The sequence below is a fragment of the Borborobacter arsenicus genome, assembly GCF_003934165.1.
Classification (GTDB): domain Bacteria; phylum Pseudomonadota; class Alphaproteobacteria; order Rhizobiales; family Rhizobiaceae; genus Pseudaminobacter; species Pseudaminobacter arsenicus.
On sequence record NZ_RKST01000006.1, the window covers coordinates 81,978 to 99,487 of the forward strand.

Annotated in this window: 18 protein-coding genes; 6 read left to right on the top strand and 12 right to left on the bottom strand. The window is 64.2% G+C overall.

The window, feature by feature from the left end:
- Nucleotides 1–6 precede the first annotated feature (6 nt).
- The 5 genes from EET67_RS11080 to hemC all read right to left on the bottom strand — a co-directional run bounded on the left by EET67_RS11080 (nucleotide 7) and on the right by hemC (nucleotide 5,370).
- The gene (locus EET67_RS11080; protein WP_128626463.1) at nucleotides 7–498 is read right to left on the bottom strand and encodes a tellurite resistance TerB family protein; all 492 of its coding nucleotides are present in this window, start codon (nucleotides 496–498) and stop codon (nucleotides 7–9) included.
- 105 nt (nucleotides 499–603) lie between these two features.
- Nucleotides 604–2,211 (bottom strand): heme biosynthesis protein HemY, encoded by a 1,608-nt coding sequence (locus EET67_RS11085; protein WP_128626244.1) that lies wholly within the window; start codon nucleotides 2,209–2,211, stop codon nucleotides 604–606.
- A gap of 15 nt (nucleotides 2,212–2,226) precedes the next feature.
- The gene (locus EET67_RS11090; RefSeq protein WP_128626245.1) at nucleotides 2,227–3,606 is read right to left on the bottom strand and encodes a COG4223 family protein; all 1,380 of its coding nucleotides are present in this window, start codon (nucleotides 3,604–3,606) and stop codon (nucleotides 2,227–2,229) included.
- Between the two features lie 108 nt (nucleotides 3,607–3,714).
- A complete protein-coding gene (locus EET67_RS11095; protein ID WP_128626246.1) occupies nucleotides 3,715–4,440 on the bottom strand; it encodes a uroporphyrinogen-III synthase in 726 nt (241 codons plus the stop codon).
- The gene (hemC, locus tag EET67_RS11100; RefSeq protein WP_128626247.1) at nucleotides 4,441–5,370 is read right to left on the bottom strand and encodes a hydroxymethylbilane synthase; all 930 of its coding nucleotides are present in this window, start codon (nucleotides 5,368–5,370) and stop codon (nucleotides 4,441–4,443) included.
- A 100-nt stretch (nucleotides 5,371–5,470) separates the two neighbouring features.
- On the opposite strand from hemC, the gene tsaD reads away from it, so the two are divergent.
- From tsaD to EET67_RS11130, 6 genes are read left to right on the top strand one after another with little or no spacing between them, the layout of a single operon-like run.
- The gene (tsaD, locus tag EET67_RS11105) at nucleotides 5,471–6,556 is read left to right on the top strand and encodes a tRNA (adenosine(37)-N6)-threonylcarbamoyltransferase complex transferase subunit TsaD (protein ID WP_170313227.1); all 1,086 of its coding nucleotides are present in this window, start codon (nucleotides 5,471–5,473) and stop codon (nucleotides 6,554–6,556) included.
- Nucleotides 6,553–7,536, top strand: coding sequence for an NAD(P)H-dependent glycerol-3-phosphate dehydrogenase (locus EET67_RS11110; protein WP_128626249.1), 984 nt, complete (start codon nucleotides 6,553–6,555; stop codon nucleotides 7,534–7,536). Before tsaD ends, EET67_RS11110 begins: the two co-directional genes overlap by 4 nt.
- A 19-nt stretch (nucleotides 7,537–7,555) precedes the next feature.
- The gene (locus EET67_RS11115) at nucleotides 7,556–7,852 is read left to right on the top strand and encodes a YciI-like protein (protein ID WP_128626250.1); all 297 of its coding nucleotides are present in this window, start codon (nucleotides 7,556–7,558) and stop codon (nucleotides 7,850–7,852) included.
- 11 nt (nucleotides 7,853–7,863) lie between these two features.
- Nucleotides 7,864–8,289, top strand: coding sequence for an EVE domain-containing protein (locus EET67_RS11120; RefSeq protein WP_128626251.1), 426 nt, complete (start codon nucleotides 7,864–7,866; stop codon nucleotides 8,287–8,289).
- A gap of 57 nt (nucleotides 8,290–8,346) precedes the next feature.
- Entirely contained in the window at nucleotides 8,347–8,991 is a 645-nt protein-coding gene (locus tag EET67_RS11125) for a thiamine diphosphokinase (protein ID WP_128626252.1), read from the top strand.
- A gap of 7 nt (nucleotides 8,992–8,998) precedes the next feature.
- Nucleotides 8,999–10,804 carry an ABC-F family ATP-binding cassette domain-containing protein gene (locus tag EET67_RS11130; RefSeq protein WP_128626253.1) on the top strand — a complete coding sequence of 602 codons (1,806 nt, stop codon included), beginning with the start codon at nucleotides 8,999–9,001 and terminating at the stop codon, nucleotides 10,802–10,804.
- Nucleotides 10,805–11,066: 262 nt separating this feature from the next.
- On the opposite strand, the gene EET67_RS11135 is transcribed toward EET67_RS11130, so the two are convergent.
- The 7 genes from EET67_RS11135 to EET67_RS11165 all read right to left on the bottom strand — a co-directional run bounded on the left by EET67_RS11135 (nucleotide 11,067) and on the right by EET67_RS11165 (nucleotide 17,493).
- Entirely contained in the window at nucleotides 11,067–11,582 is a 516-nt protein-coding gene (locus tag EET67_RS11135; protein ID WP_128626254.1) for an RNA pyrophosphohydrolase, read from the bottom strand.
- A 9-nt stretch (nucleotides 11,583–11,591) separates the two neighbouring features.
- Nucleotides 11,592–12,755: a divergent polysaccharide deacetylase family protein gene (locus EET67_RS11140; protein ID WP_165899866.1), complete on the bottom strand. Its 1,164-nt coding sequence runs from the start codon at nucleotides 12,753–12,755 to the stop codon at nucleotides 11,592–11,594.
- A gap of 213 nt (nucleotides 12,756–12,968) precedes the next feature.
- Nucleotides 12,969–14,294: a S41 family peptidase gene (locus EET67_RS11145; RefSeq protein WP_128626255.1), complete on the bottom strand. Its 1,326-nt coding sequence runs from the start codon at nucleotides 14,292–14,294 to the stop codon at nucleotides 12,969–12,971.
- A complete protein-coding gene (locus tag EET67_RS11150) occupies nucleotides 14,284–15,582 on the bottom strand; it encodes a murein hydrolase activator EnvC family protein (protein ID WP_128626256.1) in 1,299 nt (432 codons plus the stop codon). Before EET67_RS11150 ends, EET67_RS11145 begins: the two co-directional genes overlap by 11 nt.
- A 147-nt stretch (nucleotides 15,583–15,729) precedes the next feature.
- Nucleotides 15,730–16,212: a 23S rRNA (pseudouridine(1915)-N(3))-methyltransferase RlmH gene (gene rlmH, locus EET67_RS11155; protein WP_128626257.1), complete on the bottom strand. Its 483-nt coding sequence runs from the start codon at nucleotides 16,210–16,212 to the stop codon at nucleotides 15,730–15,732.
- 120 nt (nucleotides 16,213–16,332) lie between these two features.
- A complete protein-coding gene (gene rsfS / locus EET67_RS11160; RefSeq protein ID WP_128626258.1) occupies nucleotides 16,333–16,710 on the bottom strand; it encodes a ribosome silencing factor in 378 nt (125 codons plus the stop codon).
- A gap of 198 nt (nucleotides 16,711–16,908) precedes the next feature.
- The gene (locus EET67_RS11165; protein ID WP_128626465.1) at nucleotides 16,909–17,493 is read right to left on the bottom strand and encodes a nicotinate-nucleotide adenylyltransferase; all 585 of its coding nucleotides are present in this window, start codon (nucleotides 17,491–17,493) and stop codon (nucleotides 16,909–16,911) included.
- Nucleotides 17,494–17,510 lie beyond the last annotated feature (17 nt).

Genomic DNA, 17,510 nt, shown 5'->3' on the forward strand with positions numbered 1-17,510 from the left:
TGCGGCCTATTCGTCAGAGGAGTCAGAGGAACCGCCGGTTGCTCCGGGCACGCGTTTTGCCGCCTGCTGGCGCGCCGTGATGCGGTCGCGCCGTTCTACCCTGATCAGCTCGGCGACGCGCCACAGCGTGTTGTCTTCCAATTCGTGCAACTCCCCGTCGGCGTAGCAAAGGTCCCATAGCAGTCGAATGAATTCGATGCGCCCGGCCTCGTCGAGATGGCGGTTGAGCACGCTGGTGAAGGCATAGAGGTCGATTGCCTCCTGATGCGCCTGTTCACCCGCATCGAGCAGCCCCTTCAATTCCTCGCCGGTCGTGTCATAGGCCTGCGAGAAGAGTTCCTTCAGCCGCTCCCATTCGACGTCGTGCCTTATGCCGTCGGCATTGATGACGTGATACATCAGCGCGGCTGCCGCCACGCGCGGATCGTCTGCCCCGAAACGGGTATCGGCCGCGCTATTCGGCAAGTCCCTCAGGAACGACAGAACCCGTTGCAGCATCGTGGCATCCTTGGTCATACCGACGCTAACCTCGCTCTTGCGCCAATGTCCATCGGGCCAGAACGGTTCCCTCGAACATTTTGGCGCGCTTCTTCATCCGCGTGCTCAGAACAGACGAAAACGTCGCTGCGGCTGGTCGGCCTCCTCCGGCTCGACACCAGGATCGTCCGGCAGCCTTATCGGCGCCGGCCGGTCCTGTTCCACAACGCCATCCGGCGTCGGCGCGGTCTGCGCTGGTTCACCAGCATCGCTTCGGCCGGGGCCAGTGTCGGATCGGTCGGATTTTTCAGCGGATTCCACCGGAGGGCTATCGGGCGTGGTGTCGATCAGGTCCTTCGGTGCCTGTGCGGCCGACTCGATCGGCGCGGCGATTGCCGGCCGGTCCGTAACCGTGAGTTCGTCATCCTGTTCGATCACCGGTCCCAGCCTTTCGACGGGCACCCGCCACTCGAATGCATCCAGCCGCCCGGTCACCGGCGAAGCGGGCGCCCAATGCTCGGAGACAAAGCCGTCGGCAACCCATGCCGGATCGCGCGGCGCCCGCACCGCCTTGGACAGCAATTGGCGCACGCGGCCCTGGTCACCGCTCTCGGCCTCCGCGATATCGGCAAGAACCAGATAGGCGCCTTCGCGCGGCTGCATGCGGATGGCTGCCTCGGCTTCCTCGCGGGCGAGCCGGTAGTCGTCGGCATCAAGCGCCGCACGCGCGACGACCAGCGAGGATTCGGGGTGGTTCTGCCGCAATGACTGCAATTTGCGCGCCCGCGCCAATCTGTCGAGCACGGCATCGGCCGGCCTTGCATGCACATAGAGCGCGGCAAGTTCCGGATGCGGCTCGGCCTTCCATGCGGCCTCCAGCAGCTTGGAGCCCTTGCGGATATCGTCCTGCCGGAACAGTGCCCTTGCCGCCACCAGGGCCGCCGGGGCGAATGCCGGTTCCAGCCGGTTTGCCTCCAGCGCCGCTGCCTTGGCGCCGGGCAGATCATTGTCGAGGATCGACATCGCCTTGGCGGTCAGCAGCACGGCGCGACGGCGATTGGCCGCCGCGGGCTCGATCTGGCGCGCCGATTTCTGCGCATCCACCAGCTTGATTGCTGCATCCCATTCGCCGCGCTCGACCTTCTCCTCGATGGTGGCGTCGGAGGCCCAGGCAAGCTGCGGCGCCATGTCGGCGGCGCGGCCGGCATAATGACGTGCAACGTCCTTGTCGCCCAGCCGTTCGGCTTCCAGATAAAGGCCGCGCAGGCCGAGTAGCCGCATTTCTGGATCGTCCAGCATGGCCTCGAATTTCTGCCGCGCCGTCTCGTGGTCGCCTTCGAGCAGCGAGGCCTGCGCGTCCAGAAGCTGGATCAGCGGCTCCTGGTCCGAGCGGATCAGCTTGGCCGCCTGCTTGTTCATTTTCCGGGCCAGTGCGGCATCGCCCGCCCCGGCGGCGATCATGCCGGTCGAAAGCGCCTGATAGCCGCGGTCGCGCCGGCGCACGCGAAAGTAGCGGGCGATCGTATAGGGGCTGTTCCAGACCGCCTTGGTGACCCACCAGGCCAGCATTACGGCGGCGACAACCGCGGTGATGGCGACCGCCGCCACCATCAGGCTGACCTCATATTGGTAGCCGTTGAAGGTCATCATCATGTCGCCGGGACGGTCGGCCAGCCAGGCAAAGCCCAGCCCAAGCGCAAACACGATGGCGAGAAAGAAAAGGATGCGGATCATCTGTCGTTTCCCGCCTCAGGCCTTCATTGCGCCGGCGACCAGCCGGTCGACCAAGCGTTCGGCTTCCGCGCGGGCGCGGATCTTTTCGGCAAAGGCGCTGCCGGCGGCCTTGGCCGGTTCGGGCAGGCTCTCATATTCGGCCAGCGCCTGGTCCAGATTGCCGGATTTCACGGCAAATTCCATGCGCGCGGCGGTTTCAGGAATCCCGCTCCCCTCCACGGCGCCGATGGGACGCACGGAAACCAGAGATTCGGCACTGCTCAGCAGCCGATCGAAGAAGCCGGCATTCTCGGCGAGCGGCTTGGCAGCCGCAATGATCGCCTTCACCGCCGCGTCGCTCTCGTTTGCGAGATCATTGCGCGACGGCACACCCTGTCCGGCATAGGCACGCAGCGGCTGGATTTCCGGCGCGTCGGGCGCGATTGCGGCAAAGGTCTCCAGTTCCGCCTCGAAAGGGGCGCCGCGATCCACGGCGGATTTGAGTGCGGAAGCCGCTATGGAAAGTGCGATCTTGGGCTGTGCTTCCTGCGCTTCGACCTTGCCGGAAAGGGTCCCAACCGTCTGTTCGAGCGTGCCAAGTCGCTCAGTGGTGCTTTTTGCCGTTTCGTCGGCAGTTCCTACCAGAGCTTCCAGCCCGGCAAGTTTTTCGCCCAGTGCCGCAACGTCGCCTCCTGCCGGCTGCTCGCTGCCTTGTTGGCGAAGTGCCGCAATCGACGCCTCGGCTTCGGTCAGGCGCGTTTCCAGTGTCCGGAGATCGGCATTGTCTCCGCCGGCGGTTTCCACGGCCTGTTTCAGGGCGGACGTGTCGGCCCTGAGCTGCTCCACGGTTTGCGAAAGGGCATCGACGCGGCCGGTCAGCTCAGTATCGGGGCCGCCGGCCTCACCTTCGAGGCCCGCAACCGCCTGCTTGAGCTGCGCAAGCTCGGTCTGGACCGAATCCGGCGCCTGGCTTGCACCGCTGGAATTGGCTGCGGGCAGGATGCCGGCAAATTGCAGGGCACCGGCACCGGCGAGTGCAATCACCCCGCCGACGATGCCGGCTGCCACCAGGCCAAGGCCACCTTGGCGGGCCTCACGCTTTGCTTGTGCAGGCTCGCTTGTTGCTTCGGCTTTTTGATCGAATGTGCCGGCGCCCGGCGAGTTGTCGTCAGCGCTGGAAAAATCATAGCCCGATGGGGCGCCAGCAGCGTAATCATCCGTGGAACCGGGTGAAACCGTCGCTTCGCCTGTCTCCACCTGTGATGATTCGCCCTGGTCGGCGGCTGCATGTGCCGGCGTTTCGTCGGGTGCCGGCGCATCGGTCTCGGTCACGCGCGACACGGCGTCCGGCTCTAGTTCGATTGTCACCGGCTCGCGATGGGACTTGGAATGCCGCGTCTTCGGCGTCTTGACCATATGAAAGCTCCGCAATTCGTGCTGTCTGAAAATCCCTGGTCGCGGGAACTGTAGCAGGATCACTACCACACCAGCACCATGTGAAAAGGGCCGCGTGATGACGAGGTGTCAGAAGGCGCGTTCCAGAAGCGCCAGCAGGGCGCCCTCCGTCGGTTCCACCGCTATCGAAACCTTGTCGGGAACCGCTCCCTGCAATTTTGCGGCAATCCGGGCAGAAAGGCAGAAATAGCGCGTTTCGGCGAAATGAAAATCCCATTCAGCCCGGGAGATGATTGCCGTGACGGCTTGCGCCGATTTCGACGAATAGAGCAGGACGGCGTCGATCCGGTGGTTTCCCAATTCGCCTGCCAGCTCGGTGGTCGAATAGTCCATCGCCAGCGTATCATAGGTCTCGATTGCGAATGTGCGCATCCCGGCTTTGGCGAGACCCGATTCAAAAGCCTCCAGCCGGACCCGACCGGTGAGATAGGCGACAAGCGTACCCGGCCTTGCCTCCCCCGCGATCATCCCGGCAAGGCCGGCAGCGTCGCCGGGGCCTTCGAGAACCGACGAAAACCCTGCCTCGCGCACCGCCGCCGCGGTCTTTGCGCCGACGGCAAAACAGCGATAACCGGCCAGCCCGGCAATGAGATCGGGCGGCGCATGGCGGATAGCATTGACGCTGGTGACTGCCACCGCATCGATCGTAGCGGGAACATCTGCCGGCAAAACCGGCAGGGCGCGGGTTTGTGAAAGCGGCAGGACAATGGGCGCAAACCCAATTTCTGCCAGCCGCCGCGCGGTCTTTGCCGCGCCGGGCTGTGGCCGGGTCACCAGGACGCGGCGGCTGTTCATTCAGCCCCAGCCCTCGAAGAAGCGCGTTCCGGCCCTTGCCCGCACATCTTCGCCGGCTTCGCGGCCGATCCGGGCGGCATCGGCAACATGGCCTTCGCGCCGCACCTCATGCGCCTCGCTGCCATCCAGCGAAAGGATGATGCCGCTGAAAGACAGATGGTCGCCGTCGATAATGGCATGGCCAGCGATCGGCGTGCGGCACGAGCCATCCAGCGCACGCAGATAGGCGCGCTCGCAGACCAGCGCATAGCCGGTCGGCGCATGATGGATCGGCGCCAGCAGGTCCTTCACCCAGCCATCGGCGGAACGGTGTTCGATGCCGATTGCGCCCTGGCCGGGTGCAGGCGGAAATTTTTCCAGCGGCATCAGGTCGGTGATGATCTCGGTCAGCCCGAGACGGCGCAGGCCGGCATGGGCGAGGATCGTGCCATCGGCGATCTTTTCGTCGAGCTTGCGCAGCCTTGTCTGCACATTGCCGCGGAAGATCACGACATTGAGGTCGGGGCGCATGCGCTTGATCAGCGCCTGCCGCCGCAGCGACGAGGAGCCGACAGTGGCGCCTTGCGGCAGTTCGGCGATGGAAGGCGCCAGCCTGCCGATGAAGGCATCGCGCGGGTCTTCGCGCGGCAGGAAGGTCGAAACTTCGAGCCCTTCCGGCAGCGTCGTCGCCATGTCCTTCGATGAGTGCACGGCAATGTCGATGCGCCCGTCGAATAGCGCGTCCTGCAATTCCTTGGTGAACAGGCCCTTGCCGCCGACTTCCGACAGGGGCTTGTCCTGGATCTGGTCGCCACTGGTGGTGAGCGGCACGATTTCAAAGGCGGCTTCGGTAAGCCCGTGCGCCGCCATCAGGCGGTCTCGTGTTTCGGTGGCTTGCGCCATTGCCAACAGGCTGGCGCGGGTGCCGATTTTCAACGCTGTTGTTTGCATGAGGCTCGGTCCGTGATACCCACCCGGCGAACGGGTTTTTAAGTCTAGACCCTCCTAGCGAGGAAATCACGGCCGGGCAATGCAACGAAATGACGCCATGATCCGCGTTCTCGGCATCGAGACGAGCTGCGACGAGACAGCGGCAAGCGTGGTCGGCCTGCGCGAAGGTGCGGCACCCGAGATATTGTCCAATGTCGTGCTGAGCCAGATCGAGGAACATGCCGCCTTTGGCGGCGTGGTTCCCGAAATCGCCGCACGCGCCCATGTCGAGGCGCTTGACGGGATCATCGAGGCTGCACTGGCCGATGCGGATACCAGACTTGCGGATGTCGATGCGGTGGCCGCCACCGCTGGGCCAGGCCTGGTCGGCGGCCTGATCGTCGGGTTGATGACGGCAAAGGCTATAGCGGCGGCTTCGGGCAAGCAACTGCTCGCCATCAACCATCTGGAAGGCCATGCGCTGACGGCGCGGCTGACCGATGGCCTTTCCTTCCCCTATCTGCTGCTGCTCGTTTCCGGCGGCCACACCCAGATCGTGCTAGTGCGCGGCGTCGGTGATTATCAGCGCTGGGCGACCACCATCGACGACGCGCTGGGCGAGGCCTTCGACAAGACGGCAAAGATGCTGGGTCTCGCCTATCCGGGCGGGCCGAATGTCGAGAAGGCAGCGGCAAAGGGAGATCCGGCCCGCTTTGCCTTTCCGCGCCCGATGAAGGGCGAAAGCCGGCCGGACTTTTCCTTTTCGGGCCTCAAGACCGCCGTGCGGCAGGCGGCGACCTCCATCGCACCGCTCAGCGACCAGGATGTGGCTGATATATGTGCGTCGTTCCAGAGCGCGGTTGCCGATGCGCTTGGCGACCGCGTGGCGCGGGCACTGGTGCGGTTCCGGGAAGACTATCCCGATAGCGAAGCGCCCGCCCTTGTCGTTGCCGGCGGGGTAGCGGCGAACAGAAAAATCCGGTCAACGCTGGAAGAGCTTTGCGCGTCGCACGGCTTTCGCTTCGTCGCGCCGCCGCATGCGCTGTGCACCGACAATGCGGCGATGATCGCTTGGGCGGGCATAGAACGGCTGCAGGCGGGGCTGGCCGACCCGGATGCGATGGATTTCGTGCCGCGCTCGCGCTGGCCGCTCGACAGCGTGTCGGCGCCGGTCGTGGGCTCGGGACGGCGGGGGGCCAAGGCATGAGTGATTATCGCATTACGGTTCTCGGCGGCGGTGCCTGGGGCACGGCCCTTGCCCTGACCATGCAGCGAGCCGGCAATGCGGTGCGGCTGTGGGCGCGCGACGCAAAGACGGTGGCGGCAATCGGCAAGGACGAGAACCCGCGCTATCTGCCGGGAATAAAGCTCGATCCGACACTGGATGCGACCTCCGATCTCAAAGCTGCGCTTGCCGATGCCGATTGCGTGCTGGTGGTGACGCCGGCGCAGGTGCTGGCGCAGGTGCTTGACGACATCCAGCCGCGCGTTCCCGAGGGCGTGCCGCTGGTGCTCTGCGCCAAGGGCATAGAGAGCGGCACCGGAAGGCTGCCTTCGCAGATCGCCAGCAGCATCCTGCCGCAGAACCCGGTCGCGGTGCTGTCGGGCCCCAGCTTTGCCGCCGATGTGGCGCGCAGCCTGCCGACCGCCGTGGTGATTGCGGCAAGGGCCGAGGCGGAGGCGGCCGCACTCGCCCATCGATTTTCCACCGAAAGCTTCCGCTGCTATTCGACCGACGATCTCACCGGCGTGGAGATAGGCGGCGCGCTGAAGAATGTCTTTGCCATCGCCGCTGGTGCCGTCACCGGTGCCGGGCTCGGCGCCAGCGCGCAGGCAGCCATGGTCACGCGCGGTTTTGTCGAACTGCGCCGCATCGCGGCCGCTTTCGGCGCGCGCCCCGAAACGCTGATGGGGCTCTCCGGCCTCGGTGACCTGCTTTTGACCTGCTCGTCGGTGCAGTCGCGCAATTTCGCCTATGGGCTGGCGCTGGGGCGCGGCGAGGAACTTTCCGGCCGCCCGCTCGCCGAAGGGGTGGCCACCGCGGCAATTGCGGCCCGGATTGCCACTGAACGCGGCGTCGATGCGCCGATCATCACGGCCGTGGCGCAGATACTTGCCGGGCATGTCACCATTGAAGAGGCCGTGGCGGCGCTGATGTCGCGCCCGCTGCGCCAGGAATCCGAATAGGTAAAGGAGCCGAGAGGCCATGCTGTTTGCGTTCATCTGCAAGGACAAGCCCGATCATCTCCAGCTAAGGCTCGATGTACGGCCGGACCATCTCGCCTTTCTCGCGGCGCTCAATGCCGAGGGAAAGCTGAAATTCGCTGGCCCTTTCCTGGACGATGAAGGCAAATCCTGCGGCACCCTGATGATGGTGGAAGCCGCCGACCGCGCGGCCGCCGAAGCGATCGCGGCCAGCGACCCCTATGCCAAGGCGGGCTTGTTCGCCTCCGTCGAGATTACGGCCTGGAACTGGGTCATCAACAATCCGGCAAGCACCTGAGGCAACACGACATGAAATACTGGCTGTTCAAATCCGAGCCGTTCAAATTTTCCTTCGACATGCTGAAGGCGGTTGGAAAGAAAGGCGAGCAATGGGACGGGGTGCGCAACTATCAGGCGCGCAACAATATGCGCGCCATGGAGATCGGCGATCTCGGCTTCTTCTACCACTCCAATGAGGGGCTGGAAGTGGTTGGCATCGTCGAGGTCTGCGCGCTTGCCCATCACGACACCACCACCGACGATCCGCGCTGGGAATGCGTCGATATCCGCGCCATGCGCGATATGCCCAAGCCTGTCAGCCTGGCCGAGTGCAAGGCCAATCCGAAGCTTGCCGATATGTCGCTGGTCACCTCCATGCGGCTTTCGGTGCAGCCGGTGACGGAAGCTGAGTGGCGCGAAGTCTGCCGCATGGGCGGTCTCGACCCTGCACCATAAGGCAGGCATCGGAACGGCTTTTGCTTTCGGCCCCGCCCGTGATAGAGGCGGGCCACAATGAGCCGATTTTTCATCCTGCTTGGGGGCGAGCTTGTGCGCACGCCCCGCCTTGAAGCCCAGTTGCAGGGCAGCCGCGTGATTGCGGCCGATGCCGGCATGGCCCATGCCGTCATGCTCGGCATCCTGCCTGAACTATGGGTGGGCGATTTCGATTCCGTCCCGGACGATTTGCCGGAGAGCCATAGAGGCATCGAAAAGCAGGTGTTTCCGGCCGAAAAGGACAAGACGGACGGCGAACTGGCCATTGCCGCAGCGCTTGAGCGTGGCGCCACTTCGCTAATCCTTGCCGGCGCCTTCGGCGGCACCCGTACCGACCATGCCTTCCTCCATCTCTCACTGGCGCTGCGCCTTGCCGAAGACGGCATCCCGACGCTGCTGACCAGCGGCGCGCAAGAGGGACAGCCGCTGCTGCCGGGAACGACTGAATTCGACTATGCGGACGGCACACTGTTTTCCGTGCTCGGGCTTTCCGAACTGTCGGGCCTGACCGAGACCGGCGCAAAATGGCCGCTCGACAATGTCGAGGTCGGTTTCGGCTCCTCGCTTACCTTATCCAACGAGGTGAGCGGCACTTTGCGCATCGCCCTCAAAAGCGGCCGCGCGGTGCTCATCGCCCATCCCTATCCCCTCCCGGAACACTGAAAGCATAATGGCTCCACCGCTTCTCAATCTCGACGGTATCAGGCTGACCTTTGGCGGCACGCCGCTGCTCGACGGCGCAGCACTTTCGGCATCCTCCGGCGAAAAGATCGCGCTTGTCGGCCGCAACGGCTCCGGCAAGTCGACGCTGCTCAAGATCGCCGCCGGAATGGTCGAGCCGCAGGACGGCGAGGTGTTCCGCCAGCCTTCGGCCACCATCCGTTATCTGCCGCAAATGCCGGACATGGATGGCTTTGCCACTGTGCGGGCCTATGTCGAGGCCGGGCTTGGACCGGCCGACGACCATTACCGCGCCACCTATCTGATGGAGCATCTGGGCCTGACCGGCGAGGAAAACCCCGGCGACCTTTCCGGCGGCGAGGCACGGCGCGCCGCCCTTGCAAGGGTGATGGCGCCCGAACCCGACATATTGCTGCTCGACGAGCCGACCAACCATCTCGATCTGACCGTCATCGAATGGCTGGAAGACGAGCTGTCGCGTACTTCCTCGGCGCTGATCATGATCTCGCATGACCGGCGCTTCCTAGAGCGCGTCTCGCGCGCCACCATCTGGCTCGATCGCGGCCAGACGCGCCGTCTCGACAAGGGCTTTGCGCATTTCGAGGAATGGCGCGACACGATCCTTGAGGAAGAGGAGCGCGACCAACACAAGCTTGGCCGCCAGATCGTGCGCGAGGAACACTGGCTGCGCTATGGCGTGACGGCGCGGCGCAAGCGCAATATGCGTCGCCTCGGCGAATTGCAGGCGATGCGCCAGCGCTTCCGCAATCATCGCGGTGCGGAGGGCACGGCGACGATGGTGGCGAGCGACGCGGCCGAATCCGGCAAGCTGGTGATCGAGGCGAAAAACATCGCCAAAAGCTTCGGCGACCTTGCCGTGGTGAGGGAATTTTCCACCCGCATTCAGCGCGGCGACCGCATCGGCCTCGTCGGCCCGAATGGTGTCGGCAAGACCACGCTTCTGAAGATGCTGACGGGGGAACTTGCGCCCGATTCCGGCTCGGTGCGGCTCGGCGCCAATCTTGAGATCGCCACGCTCGACCAGAAGCGCGAGGCGGTAGACCCGCAGGAGACGCTGGCGCATTTCCTGACCGACGGGCGCGGCGACAATCTCGTCGTCAATGGCGAGGAGCGCCATGTCGTCTCCTACATGAAGGACTTCCTGTTCAAGCCGGAAATGGCGCGCACGCCGGTGCGCGAATTGTCCGGCGGCGAGCGGGCGCGGCTGATCCTGGCGCGGGTGCTGGCGCGGCCGGCCAATCTGCTGGTGCTGGACGAACCGACCAACGATCTCGACATGGAAACGCTGGAACTCCTGCAGGAGCTGGTGGCCGGATTTTCCGGCACGGTCATCCTCGTCAGCCATGACCGCGACTTCCTCGACCGCACCGTCACCAGCACCATCGCGCCCGATGGCGAGGGACGCTGGATCGAATATGCCGGCGGCTATGCCGACATGCTGGCGCAGCGCGGCGGAACGAAGCTTAGCGAGCGTCGTGGGGTGAAGAAGCCGGTGGCGGAACAGCAGGCCGCAAGCGCGGACACCAAGGGACCATCGAAAAAGCTTTCCTTCAAGCAGAAATTCGCATTGGACAATCTGCCGGGCAAGATGGCGGCGGTGTCCGCGGCCATTTCCGACCTGGAAAACAACATCGCCGACCCGGCCTTCTACGAGCGCGATCCCAAGGGCTTCCAGAAGACCATCGCCGCGCTCGACAAGGAGCGTGAAACGCTGGCGGCACTGGAGGAGGAATGGCTGGAACTGGAGATGCTGCGCGAAGAGCTGGAAGGCTGAGGAGCGCGAACCCTGGTGCGCTTTGAGAGGTTGCGTTTCTTCGCCACCTAGGTTCCTCGCCCCACGAAGTGGGGAGAGGTGGTTTGCGCAGCAAACCGGAGAGGGGCCTGTCCCTGTTGCTCGATGGCGGCGGGCGGATCGTGGAGGGAAAGTACGAGAAAATTGCGCCCGGTCGCAAGGCACCCCCTCTCCGGCTCGCTGCGCTCGCTACCTCTCCCCCACTTCGTGGGGGCGAGGAACCCGAGTTCTGCGAGGACGCAGCTCACCCCACCAGATGGCGGAAGGCGCTCACGACCTCATCATAGACCTGCCGTTTGAACGGCACGATGAGTTCCGGCAGCGTGGTCATCTGCTTCCACGCCCACTGGTCGAATTCGGGTTCATGCCCGCCGGGCGGCGGGTTGATGGTGATTTCGCTTTCGTCGCCATCGAAACGAAAGGCGAACCATTTCTGCTCCTGGCCGCGATATCTGCCCTTGAAGGCGACGCCGACCTTGTCGGCCGGCAGATCATAGCGGATCCAGCCCGGCGCCTCGGCCAGCAGGTGGACGCTGCGCATGCCGGTTTCCTCGTAAAGCTCACGCAAGGCCGCCGGCAGCGGGTCTTCGCCCTTGTCGATGCCGCCCTGCGGCATCTGCCAGAGCCGGTCGGTGCCGGCCATTTCGCTGTCGGTTTCAGCGATGCGATGGCCCGCCCAGACCAGACCCGCCGCATTCAACACCATGATGCCGACGCAGGGCCGATAGGGGAGAGTTTCGGGATCGATCAATTTGGGCAATTCGGGACCTCAACTTCGTTCCGGATCGGTGACGACTGCCGATATCGGGACGATCTCGATACCGCGCTTCCTGACCTCGCTCGCCCATGCCGCGACCGCATCGACGGTGACGTCGAATGCCGAGCCGGTGCCGATGGCAAAGCCCTTGGCGCGTGCCATCCGCTCCAGCTCGTCGAGCTTGTCGAGAATGGCTCCGCGCTCGCGCGTCTGGTCGATCACCGTATCGCCGACGGCAAAGGGCACCGCGCTTTCCAGCGCCAGTTCGGGCGCGGTGCTGCGGGCCGAAGAACCGTCGTCGAGATAGAGCAGCCCGCGCCGGCCAAGCTCGGCCATGACCGGCTTCATGGCGGCAGGATCGGCGGCGAAGCGCGCGCCCATATAGTTCATCACGCCGGTATAGTTGGTCGTGCGCGACAACGTCCAGCGCAGGTTCTCCAGATTTTCTTCGGCCGATGCGGCCACCGTCAGCGTGTTGCGGCCGGGATTGACATTGGGATAGTCGAACGGCTCGAGCGGCAGCTGCATGACGATCTCATGGCCCTCGCGCCGGCTTTCCTGCATCCAGCGGCCGATGCTGTTGCCCTGCGAGGCGAAGGCGAGCGTGATCTCGGGCGGCAGTTTGCGGATGGCGCTCTGGGTGCCGGTCTGCGACACGCCAAGACCGCCAATCACGATGGCGATGCGCGCGCCGCGAGCGCCCGACCACGGCCGCGCATAGACATCGATCGGGCGACGGCCATCGGCGGCGCGGACGGGCAACGGGCCGCTGGCGCCCTCTTCGATCAGCGCCTTGTCCGGCAGGTGGGCAACGCGCAGGTTCTGCCCGATCGCCGAGGGATCGCGGATGACGACCACGCCATTTGCGGAAGTCTCCGGCGGATTGACATGGATGATGGAGGGGCCCTCGGCTGGCGTTGCCGCGCCTTGCGGGATCTTGCGAGCGGCCGCTACGGTTTTCGCGACAGGTGCTGGCGCTTGCGGCGTGGCGACAGCGGCAGGGGTGCGAAAGGGCTGCTCGCGCAGCGAGATGGCTGCGGAAACGGCGACAACCGCGACCACGGCGATGGTAGCCATCATGGTCTGCGAGCGCAGCGAAAAACCGAACCGCGCGCGGACCGAGGTCCTGGCTGCCTGGCCCAGCGGACGATCGATATCCTTTTGCTCTGGCGCCAAGCTGCACCCTTTGCCTGCGAAAACAGAGCCTTCCTTGCGCCCGACGGATGCAGGTGAAAGCCCCAAGCCCTTGGTAGGGCAGGTCCCGAATAGCGAAACTGCTTTTCGGTAACACGCCCGGTTTTCAGGCAAATTCGGCGGTTCGAGCCATGACGAATGCCTGGGCACCTCGTCATGGCCGGTCCGGCGATACGCTCGCCCTGTGGGGAACGCCTACTGGTTCATCACCGCCTTTTCGGGATTGGGCGGGAAGGCGGGGTCGGTCTTGGTGCCGCGCAACAGGTCCAGCGCATAGTTGAGCTGGATGTCGTCCTTGGCCTCCGGCGGCACATAGGCGACCGAACCGGAACCCTGGTCGCTCTCCTCGGCACCCTTGATGTGGCCCTTGAGGTCGGACTCGCCGCGCGTAAGGTCACGGCCCTTCAACTCGTCGGGCAGCGGCTGCTCGACCTTGATGTCGGGGGTGATGCCCTTGCCCTGGATCGACTTGCCGGCCGGCGTGTAATAGAGCGCCGTCGTCAGCCGCAAGGCGCCGTTTTCGGCGAGCGGGATGATGGTCTGCACCGAGCCCTTGCCGAAGGACTGCGTACCGAGCACGGTCGCGCGGCGATGGTCCTGCAGCGCGCCGGCGACGATCTCGGAGGCCGAGGCTGAACCGCCATTGACCAGCACGATGATCGGCTTGCCGTCGGTCAAATCGCCCGGACGCGAATCGAAGCGGGTGATGTCCTTGGGGTCGCGGCCACGGGTCGAGACGATCTCGCCACGGTCGAGGAAGGCATCCGAGACGCTCACCGCCTGGTCGAGCAGGCCACCGGGATTGAGCCGCAGGTCGAGCACATAGCCCTTGAGCTTGTCGGCCGGGATGTCCTTCTTGATCTGGTCGATCGCGTTCTGGAGATCGTCGAAGGTCTTTTCGGTAAACGAGGTCACTTTCATATAGCCGACATCGTTCTCGACGCGGAACTTGACCGCCTTGACCTTGATGATGTCGCGCACCACGGTGATCTCAAGCGGCTTGTCGGCGCCTTCGCGCAGGATGGTCAGCTTGATCGGCGTATTGACCAGGCCGCGCATCTTCTCGACCGCGTCGTTGAGCGTCATGCCGCGCACTTCCTCGCCGTCGATCTTGGCGATGAAGTCGCCGGCCAGCACGCCGGCGCGTGAGGCCGGGGTGTCGTCGATCGGGGTGATAACCTTGACCAGCTCGTTTTCCATCGTGACTTCGATGCCGAGCCCGCCGAATTCGCCCTTGGTCTGGACGCGCATGTCCTTGGCGGCTTCGGGGTTCATGTAGGAGGAATGCGGATCGAGCGAGGTCAGCATGCCGTTGATGGCGCTTTCGACCAGCGCCTTCTCATCAGGCGGCGTGACATATTGGCCGCGCACGCGCTCGAAAATATCGCCGAAGATCGCCAATTGGCGGTAGGTTTCGGAGCCCGCCGCATTAGCCGTGGAGCCGGGCGCGCCATAGACCAGCGACATGGCCGATGCTCCCATCAGCGCGCCTGCAAACAGAAGCGACAATTTACGTATCATTTCCTGCCCTTCCAGAGAGACGCTCCGCCCACCACGGGGTCGGATCGACGGGTTTTCCATCTTTGCGGAACTCGACATAGAGTTCCGGACCGGTATTTCCATTTGACGAGGCCGCGGCACTAGCCACCCTCGCCTCCCCCATCGCGCCGACCGGCTCACCTGCGAGAACAGATTGGCCGAGCGTGACGCTGATTCTGCTCATCCCCGCCAACACGACATGATAACCGTCGCCGGCATTCAGGATCAAGAGTTGTCCATAAGATCGGAAAGGCCCCGCATAAAGAACCGTCCCGTCGGCCGGGGCGGTGACGATGGCGCCCGATTGTGTCGCAACCATGTCGCCGAACATCACGCCGCCGTTATTGTCCTTGCCCCCGAAGCGGCGCTTGATGCGCCCGGTGACCGGCAAGGCGAGTTGCCCGCGCAGCGCCGAAAAGGGCGCGCTGGCGACCAGCCGATTGGCCTCCGGCGGCGCCGTCCGCTCAGCTTCGATCGCAAGGCGCTTCTCTTCAGCGCGCCTGGCGGCCTCGGCCTCCTTGCGGCTCTTTTCGGCCTGTTTTTCCAACGAGGCTATGAGGTCCTTCAGGCTGCCGGCGCGCGCGGCAAGTTCCTGCGATTTCACGCGCTCGTCCTCAATCTGGGCCTCGGCCTTTTCCTGCAGGTTCTGCTTTTCCTCCAGGAGCATGGAAAGCCGCTGCTTTTCGGCCAGTTGGTCACGCACGGAGGCCGAGAGCCGTTCGCGCTCGGCCAGGATCGAGGCCGACAACCGGTTCATCTCCTTCATGTCGGCCATCAGGATTTCGGTTTCCTCGCGCAGTTCAGGCACCACCGCGCCAAGCAGGATGGCACTGCGCACCGATGACAGCGCGTCTTCCGGCTTGACCAGGATCGCCGGCGGCGGATTGAGGCCCATGCGCTGCAGGGCGCCCAGCACCTCGGCCAGCACGCCACGCCGTTCGGCAAGTGAGACGCGGATGCCCTCCTGCTGTTCCTTCAGCCCTTCGAGCTTGCCGGTAATATCCTCTATGTCCTGGCTGAGCTTCTTTTCGGTCTTGGCCGACTGGATCAGCGCTGCCGTGAGCGTCGCATGATCCTTCCTGACCTTGGCGATGTCGGCCGAAAGCTGCTCCAGCCGATCGGCCGAGAGCGTCATGTCGCGCATCACGCTTTCATACTCGGCCTGCCGCGCGGCCTGATCGGCCACGATCGCATCGACATCCTGCGCGCCCGCAAGCCCCGGCAAGAAAGCAAGCAGGGCCGCGATCAGCAGGCGGCGGCCTGCCGGCATAAGGCTTGCTCTACGGATTACCGTTCCAAACATTTTAGGGACGCTGCATGTTTCGGCCGACCTTAGCGGTTTGTTCGTTAACGAACCATCAACCATTGCCTGACGTCGGTTCTTGCCGGACTGGTCGCGTTCACACAACCGCTTCGATCAGGCCCGGTGATAGGGGTGGCCGGACAAAATGGTGGTGGCGCGATAGAGCTGCTCCGCCAGCATGATGCGCACCAGCTGATGCGGCCATGTAAGCGCCCCGAAGGACAGCATGAGCGCGGCGTTTTCGTGCAGGCTCGCATCGTGACCATCGGCGCCGCCGATGGCGATGACAAGCTGGCGCTGGCCACCGTCGCGCAGTGCACCAAGCCTCGCCGCAAAATCTTGAGATGACAGGTTCTTGCCGCGCTCGTCGAGCAGGACCAGTGCGGCACCGCCGGCAAGCAGCGTTCGCAACCGCTCGGCTTCCTCGCGCTTGCGCTCGGGCGCGGCCTGAGCGCGGCTTTCGGGCGTTTCAAGAACGCCTGAAAATTCAAGCCCGATCGCCGGCCCGCTCTTGGCGAAGCGATCGAGATAGCGCTCGACCAATTCCTTGTCGGGGCCAGCCTTCATCCGGCCCACGGCATGAATGGCAATCTTCATCCAGTCCAGTCTCTTTTACCGGCGCATGGTCCCTTTCGGGATCATGCTTTCAAGGCCGATCGCATCCGATCGATGCATGCCAACAAGCGGAAATTGTCGCCAATTCCCGCCGAAGATGCATCAATGGACCGTTTCCTGCCCAAGATCCGGCGCCTGCCACATTTTTTCGAGATTGTAGAAGTCGCGGACTTCGGGGCGGAAGATATGGACGATGATATCGCCTGAATCGATCAGCACCCAGTCTGCCGATGCCAGCCCCTCGACACGCGCATTGCCGAAGCCGGCATCCTTGAGCGCCTTGAGGAGATGATCGGCCACCGCAGCGACATGACGGTGCGACCGGCCGGAAGCGATCACCATGTGATCGGCGAGGGCTGATTTCCCGTAAAGATCGATGGAGACGATGTTTTCGGCCTTGGAGTCTTCCAGACTGGCAAGGACTGTCGCGATGGCACGGGACACGGAGTCGTTTCCGCTGATCCCGGCCGGCGAAGGCACGATATTGGCCTTCTTCCGAAGTGCTGTTCTCAGTGTCTTTCCTTCCGAAACAAGAACAACGATATCCCCGCATTATTGCGAAGATAGAGAATAGATAGGCAGAGTCGCGTTGCAGTTTCAAGACATAGAGCGGGCGAATGCCCGGCCAAATCCGGGCTGCCGCTCTAACTGTTTGTTCTTGCCGCATTTCTGTTTGTCTCAAACCGCGCCGTCGCGGATGGCGGTGGACGACAGCGAGGAGCGCGGACCGTGAATGAAAGTCCAGGCCGGCGCCCTGATGCGGGCAAGGCGCGGGGCATCGGCTTCGTCGATCCGGGCGTGATCGAAGGTCTTGGCCATGACCGATGAGAGGAAGGCCAGAGTGGCACCGGGACGGTCTATGACGGCAATCGGGAAAGTGAGCACGATCTGGCGCCAGCGCTGCCAGCGATGGAAGTCGCGCAGGCTGTCTGCCCCCATGATCCAGACGAAATCGACGCCAGGATTGCGGCTCTTGACCAGTTCCAGCGCATCTGCGGTGTAACGGATCTTGTGCGCGGCCTCGAAAGCGGTGACCTTGACGCGCGGGTCGTGCACGGTTTCTTCCGAAAGCCGGATGCGCTCGGCCAGGGGCGCAAGATTGCGGTTGACCTTCAACGGGTTACCCGGTGTGACGATCCACCAGAGCTGATCGAGATGGAGCCGGCGCAAGGCGGTTTCGGCAACCAGCGCGTGGCCGGCATGAGGCGGATTGAACGACCCGCCGAACAGACCGACCTGCATGCCCTTTTCGACATAGGGCATGCGCAGATAACGCTGAT

What these genes read in the sequence shown, in the direction of transcription:
- EET67_RS11080 (WP_128626463.1), bottom strand. Translation starts at nt 498, where the DNA reads ATGCTGCAACGGGTTCTGTCGTTCCTGAGGGACTTGCCGAATAGCGCG.
- EET67_RS11085 (WP_128626244.1), bottom strand. Translation starts at nt 2,211, where the DNA reads ATGATCCGCATCCTTTTCTTTCTCGCCATCGTGTTTGCGCTTGGGCTG.
- EET67_RS11090 (WP_128626245.1), bottom strand. Translation starts at nt 3,606, where the DNA reads ATGGTCAAGACGCCGAAGACGCGGCATTCCAAGTCCCATCGCGAGCCG.
- EET67_RS11095 (WP_128626246.1), bottom strand. Translation starts at nt 4,440, where the DNA reads ATGAACAGCCGCCGCGTCCTGGTGACCCGGCCACAGCCCGGCGCGGCA.
- hemC (WP_128626247.1), bottom strand. Translation starts at nt 5,370, where the DNA reads ATGCAAACAACAGCGTTGAAAATCGGCACCCGCGCCAGCCTGTTGGCA.
- EET67_RS11110 (WP_128626249.1), top strand. Translation starts at nt 6,553, where the DNA reads ATGAGTGATTATCGCATTACGGTTCTCGGCGGCGGTGCCTGGGGCACG.
- EET67_RS11115 (WP_128626250.1), top strand. Translation starts at nt 7,556, where the DNA reads ATGCTGTTTGCGTTCATCTGCAAGGACAAGCCCGATCATCTCCAGCTA.
- EET67_RS11120 (WP_128626251.1), top strand. Translation starts at nt 7,864, where the DNA reads ATGAAATACTGGCTGTTCAAATCCGAGCCGTTCAAATTTTCCTTCGAC.
- EET67_RS11125 (WP_128626252.1), top strand. Translation starts at nt 8,347, where the DNA reads ATGAGCCGATTTTTCATCCTGCTTGGGGGCGAGCTTGTGCGCACGCCC.
- EET67_RS11130 (WP_128626253.1), top strand. Translation starts at nt 8,999, where the DNA reads ATGGCTCCACCGCTTCTCAATCTCGACGGTATCAGGCTGACCTTTGGC.
- EET67_RS11145 (WP_128626255.1), bottom strand. Translation starts at nt 14,294, where the DNA reads ATGATACGTAAATTGTCGCTTCTGTTTGCAGGCGCGCTGATGGGAGCA.
- EET67_RS11150 (WP_128626256.1), bottom strand. Translation starts at nt 15,582, where the DNA reads ATGCCGGCAGGCCGCCGCCTGCTGATCGCGGCCCTGCTTGCTTTCTTG.
- rlmH (WP_128626257.1), bottom strand. Translation starts at nt 16,212, where the DNA reads ATGAAGATTGCCATTCATGCCGTGGGCCGGATGAAGGCTGGCCCCGAC.
- EET67_RS11165 (WP_128626465.1), bottom strand. Translation starts at nt 17,493, where the DNA reads ATGCCCTATGTCGAAAAGGGCATGCAGGTCGGTCTGTTCGGCGGGTCG.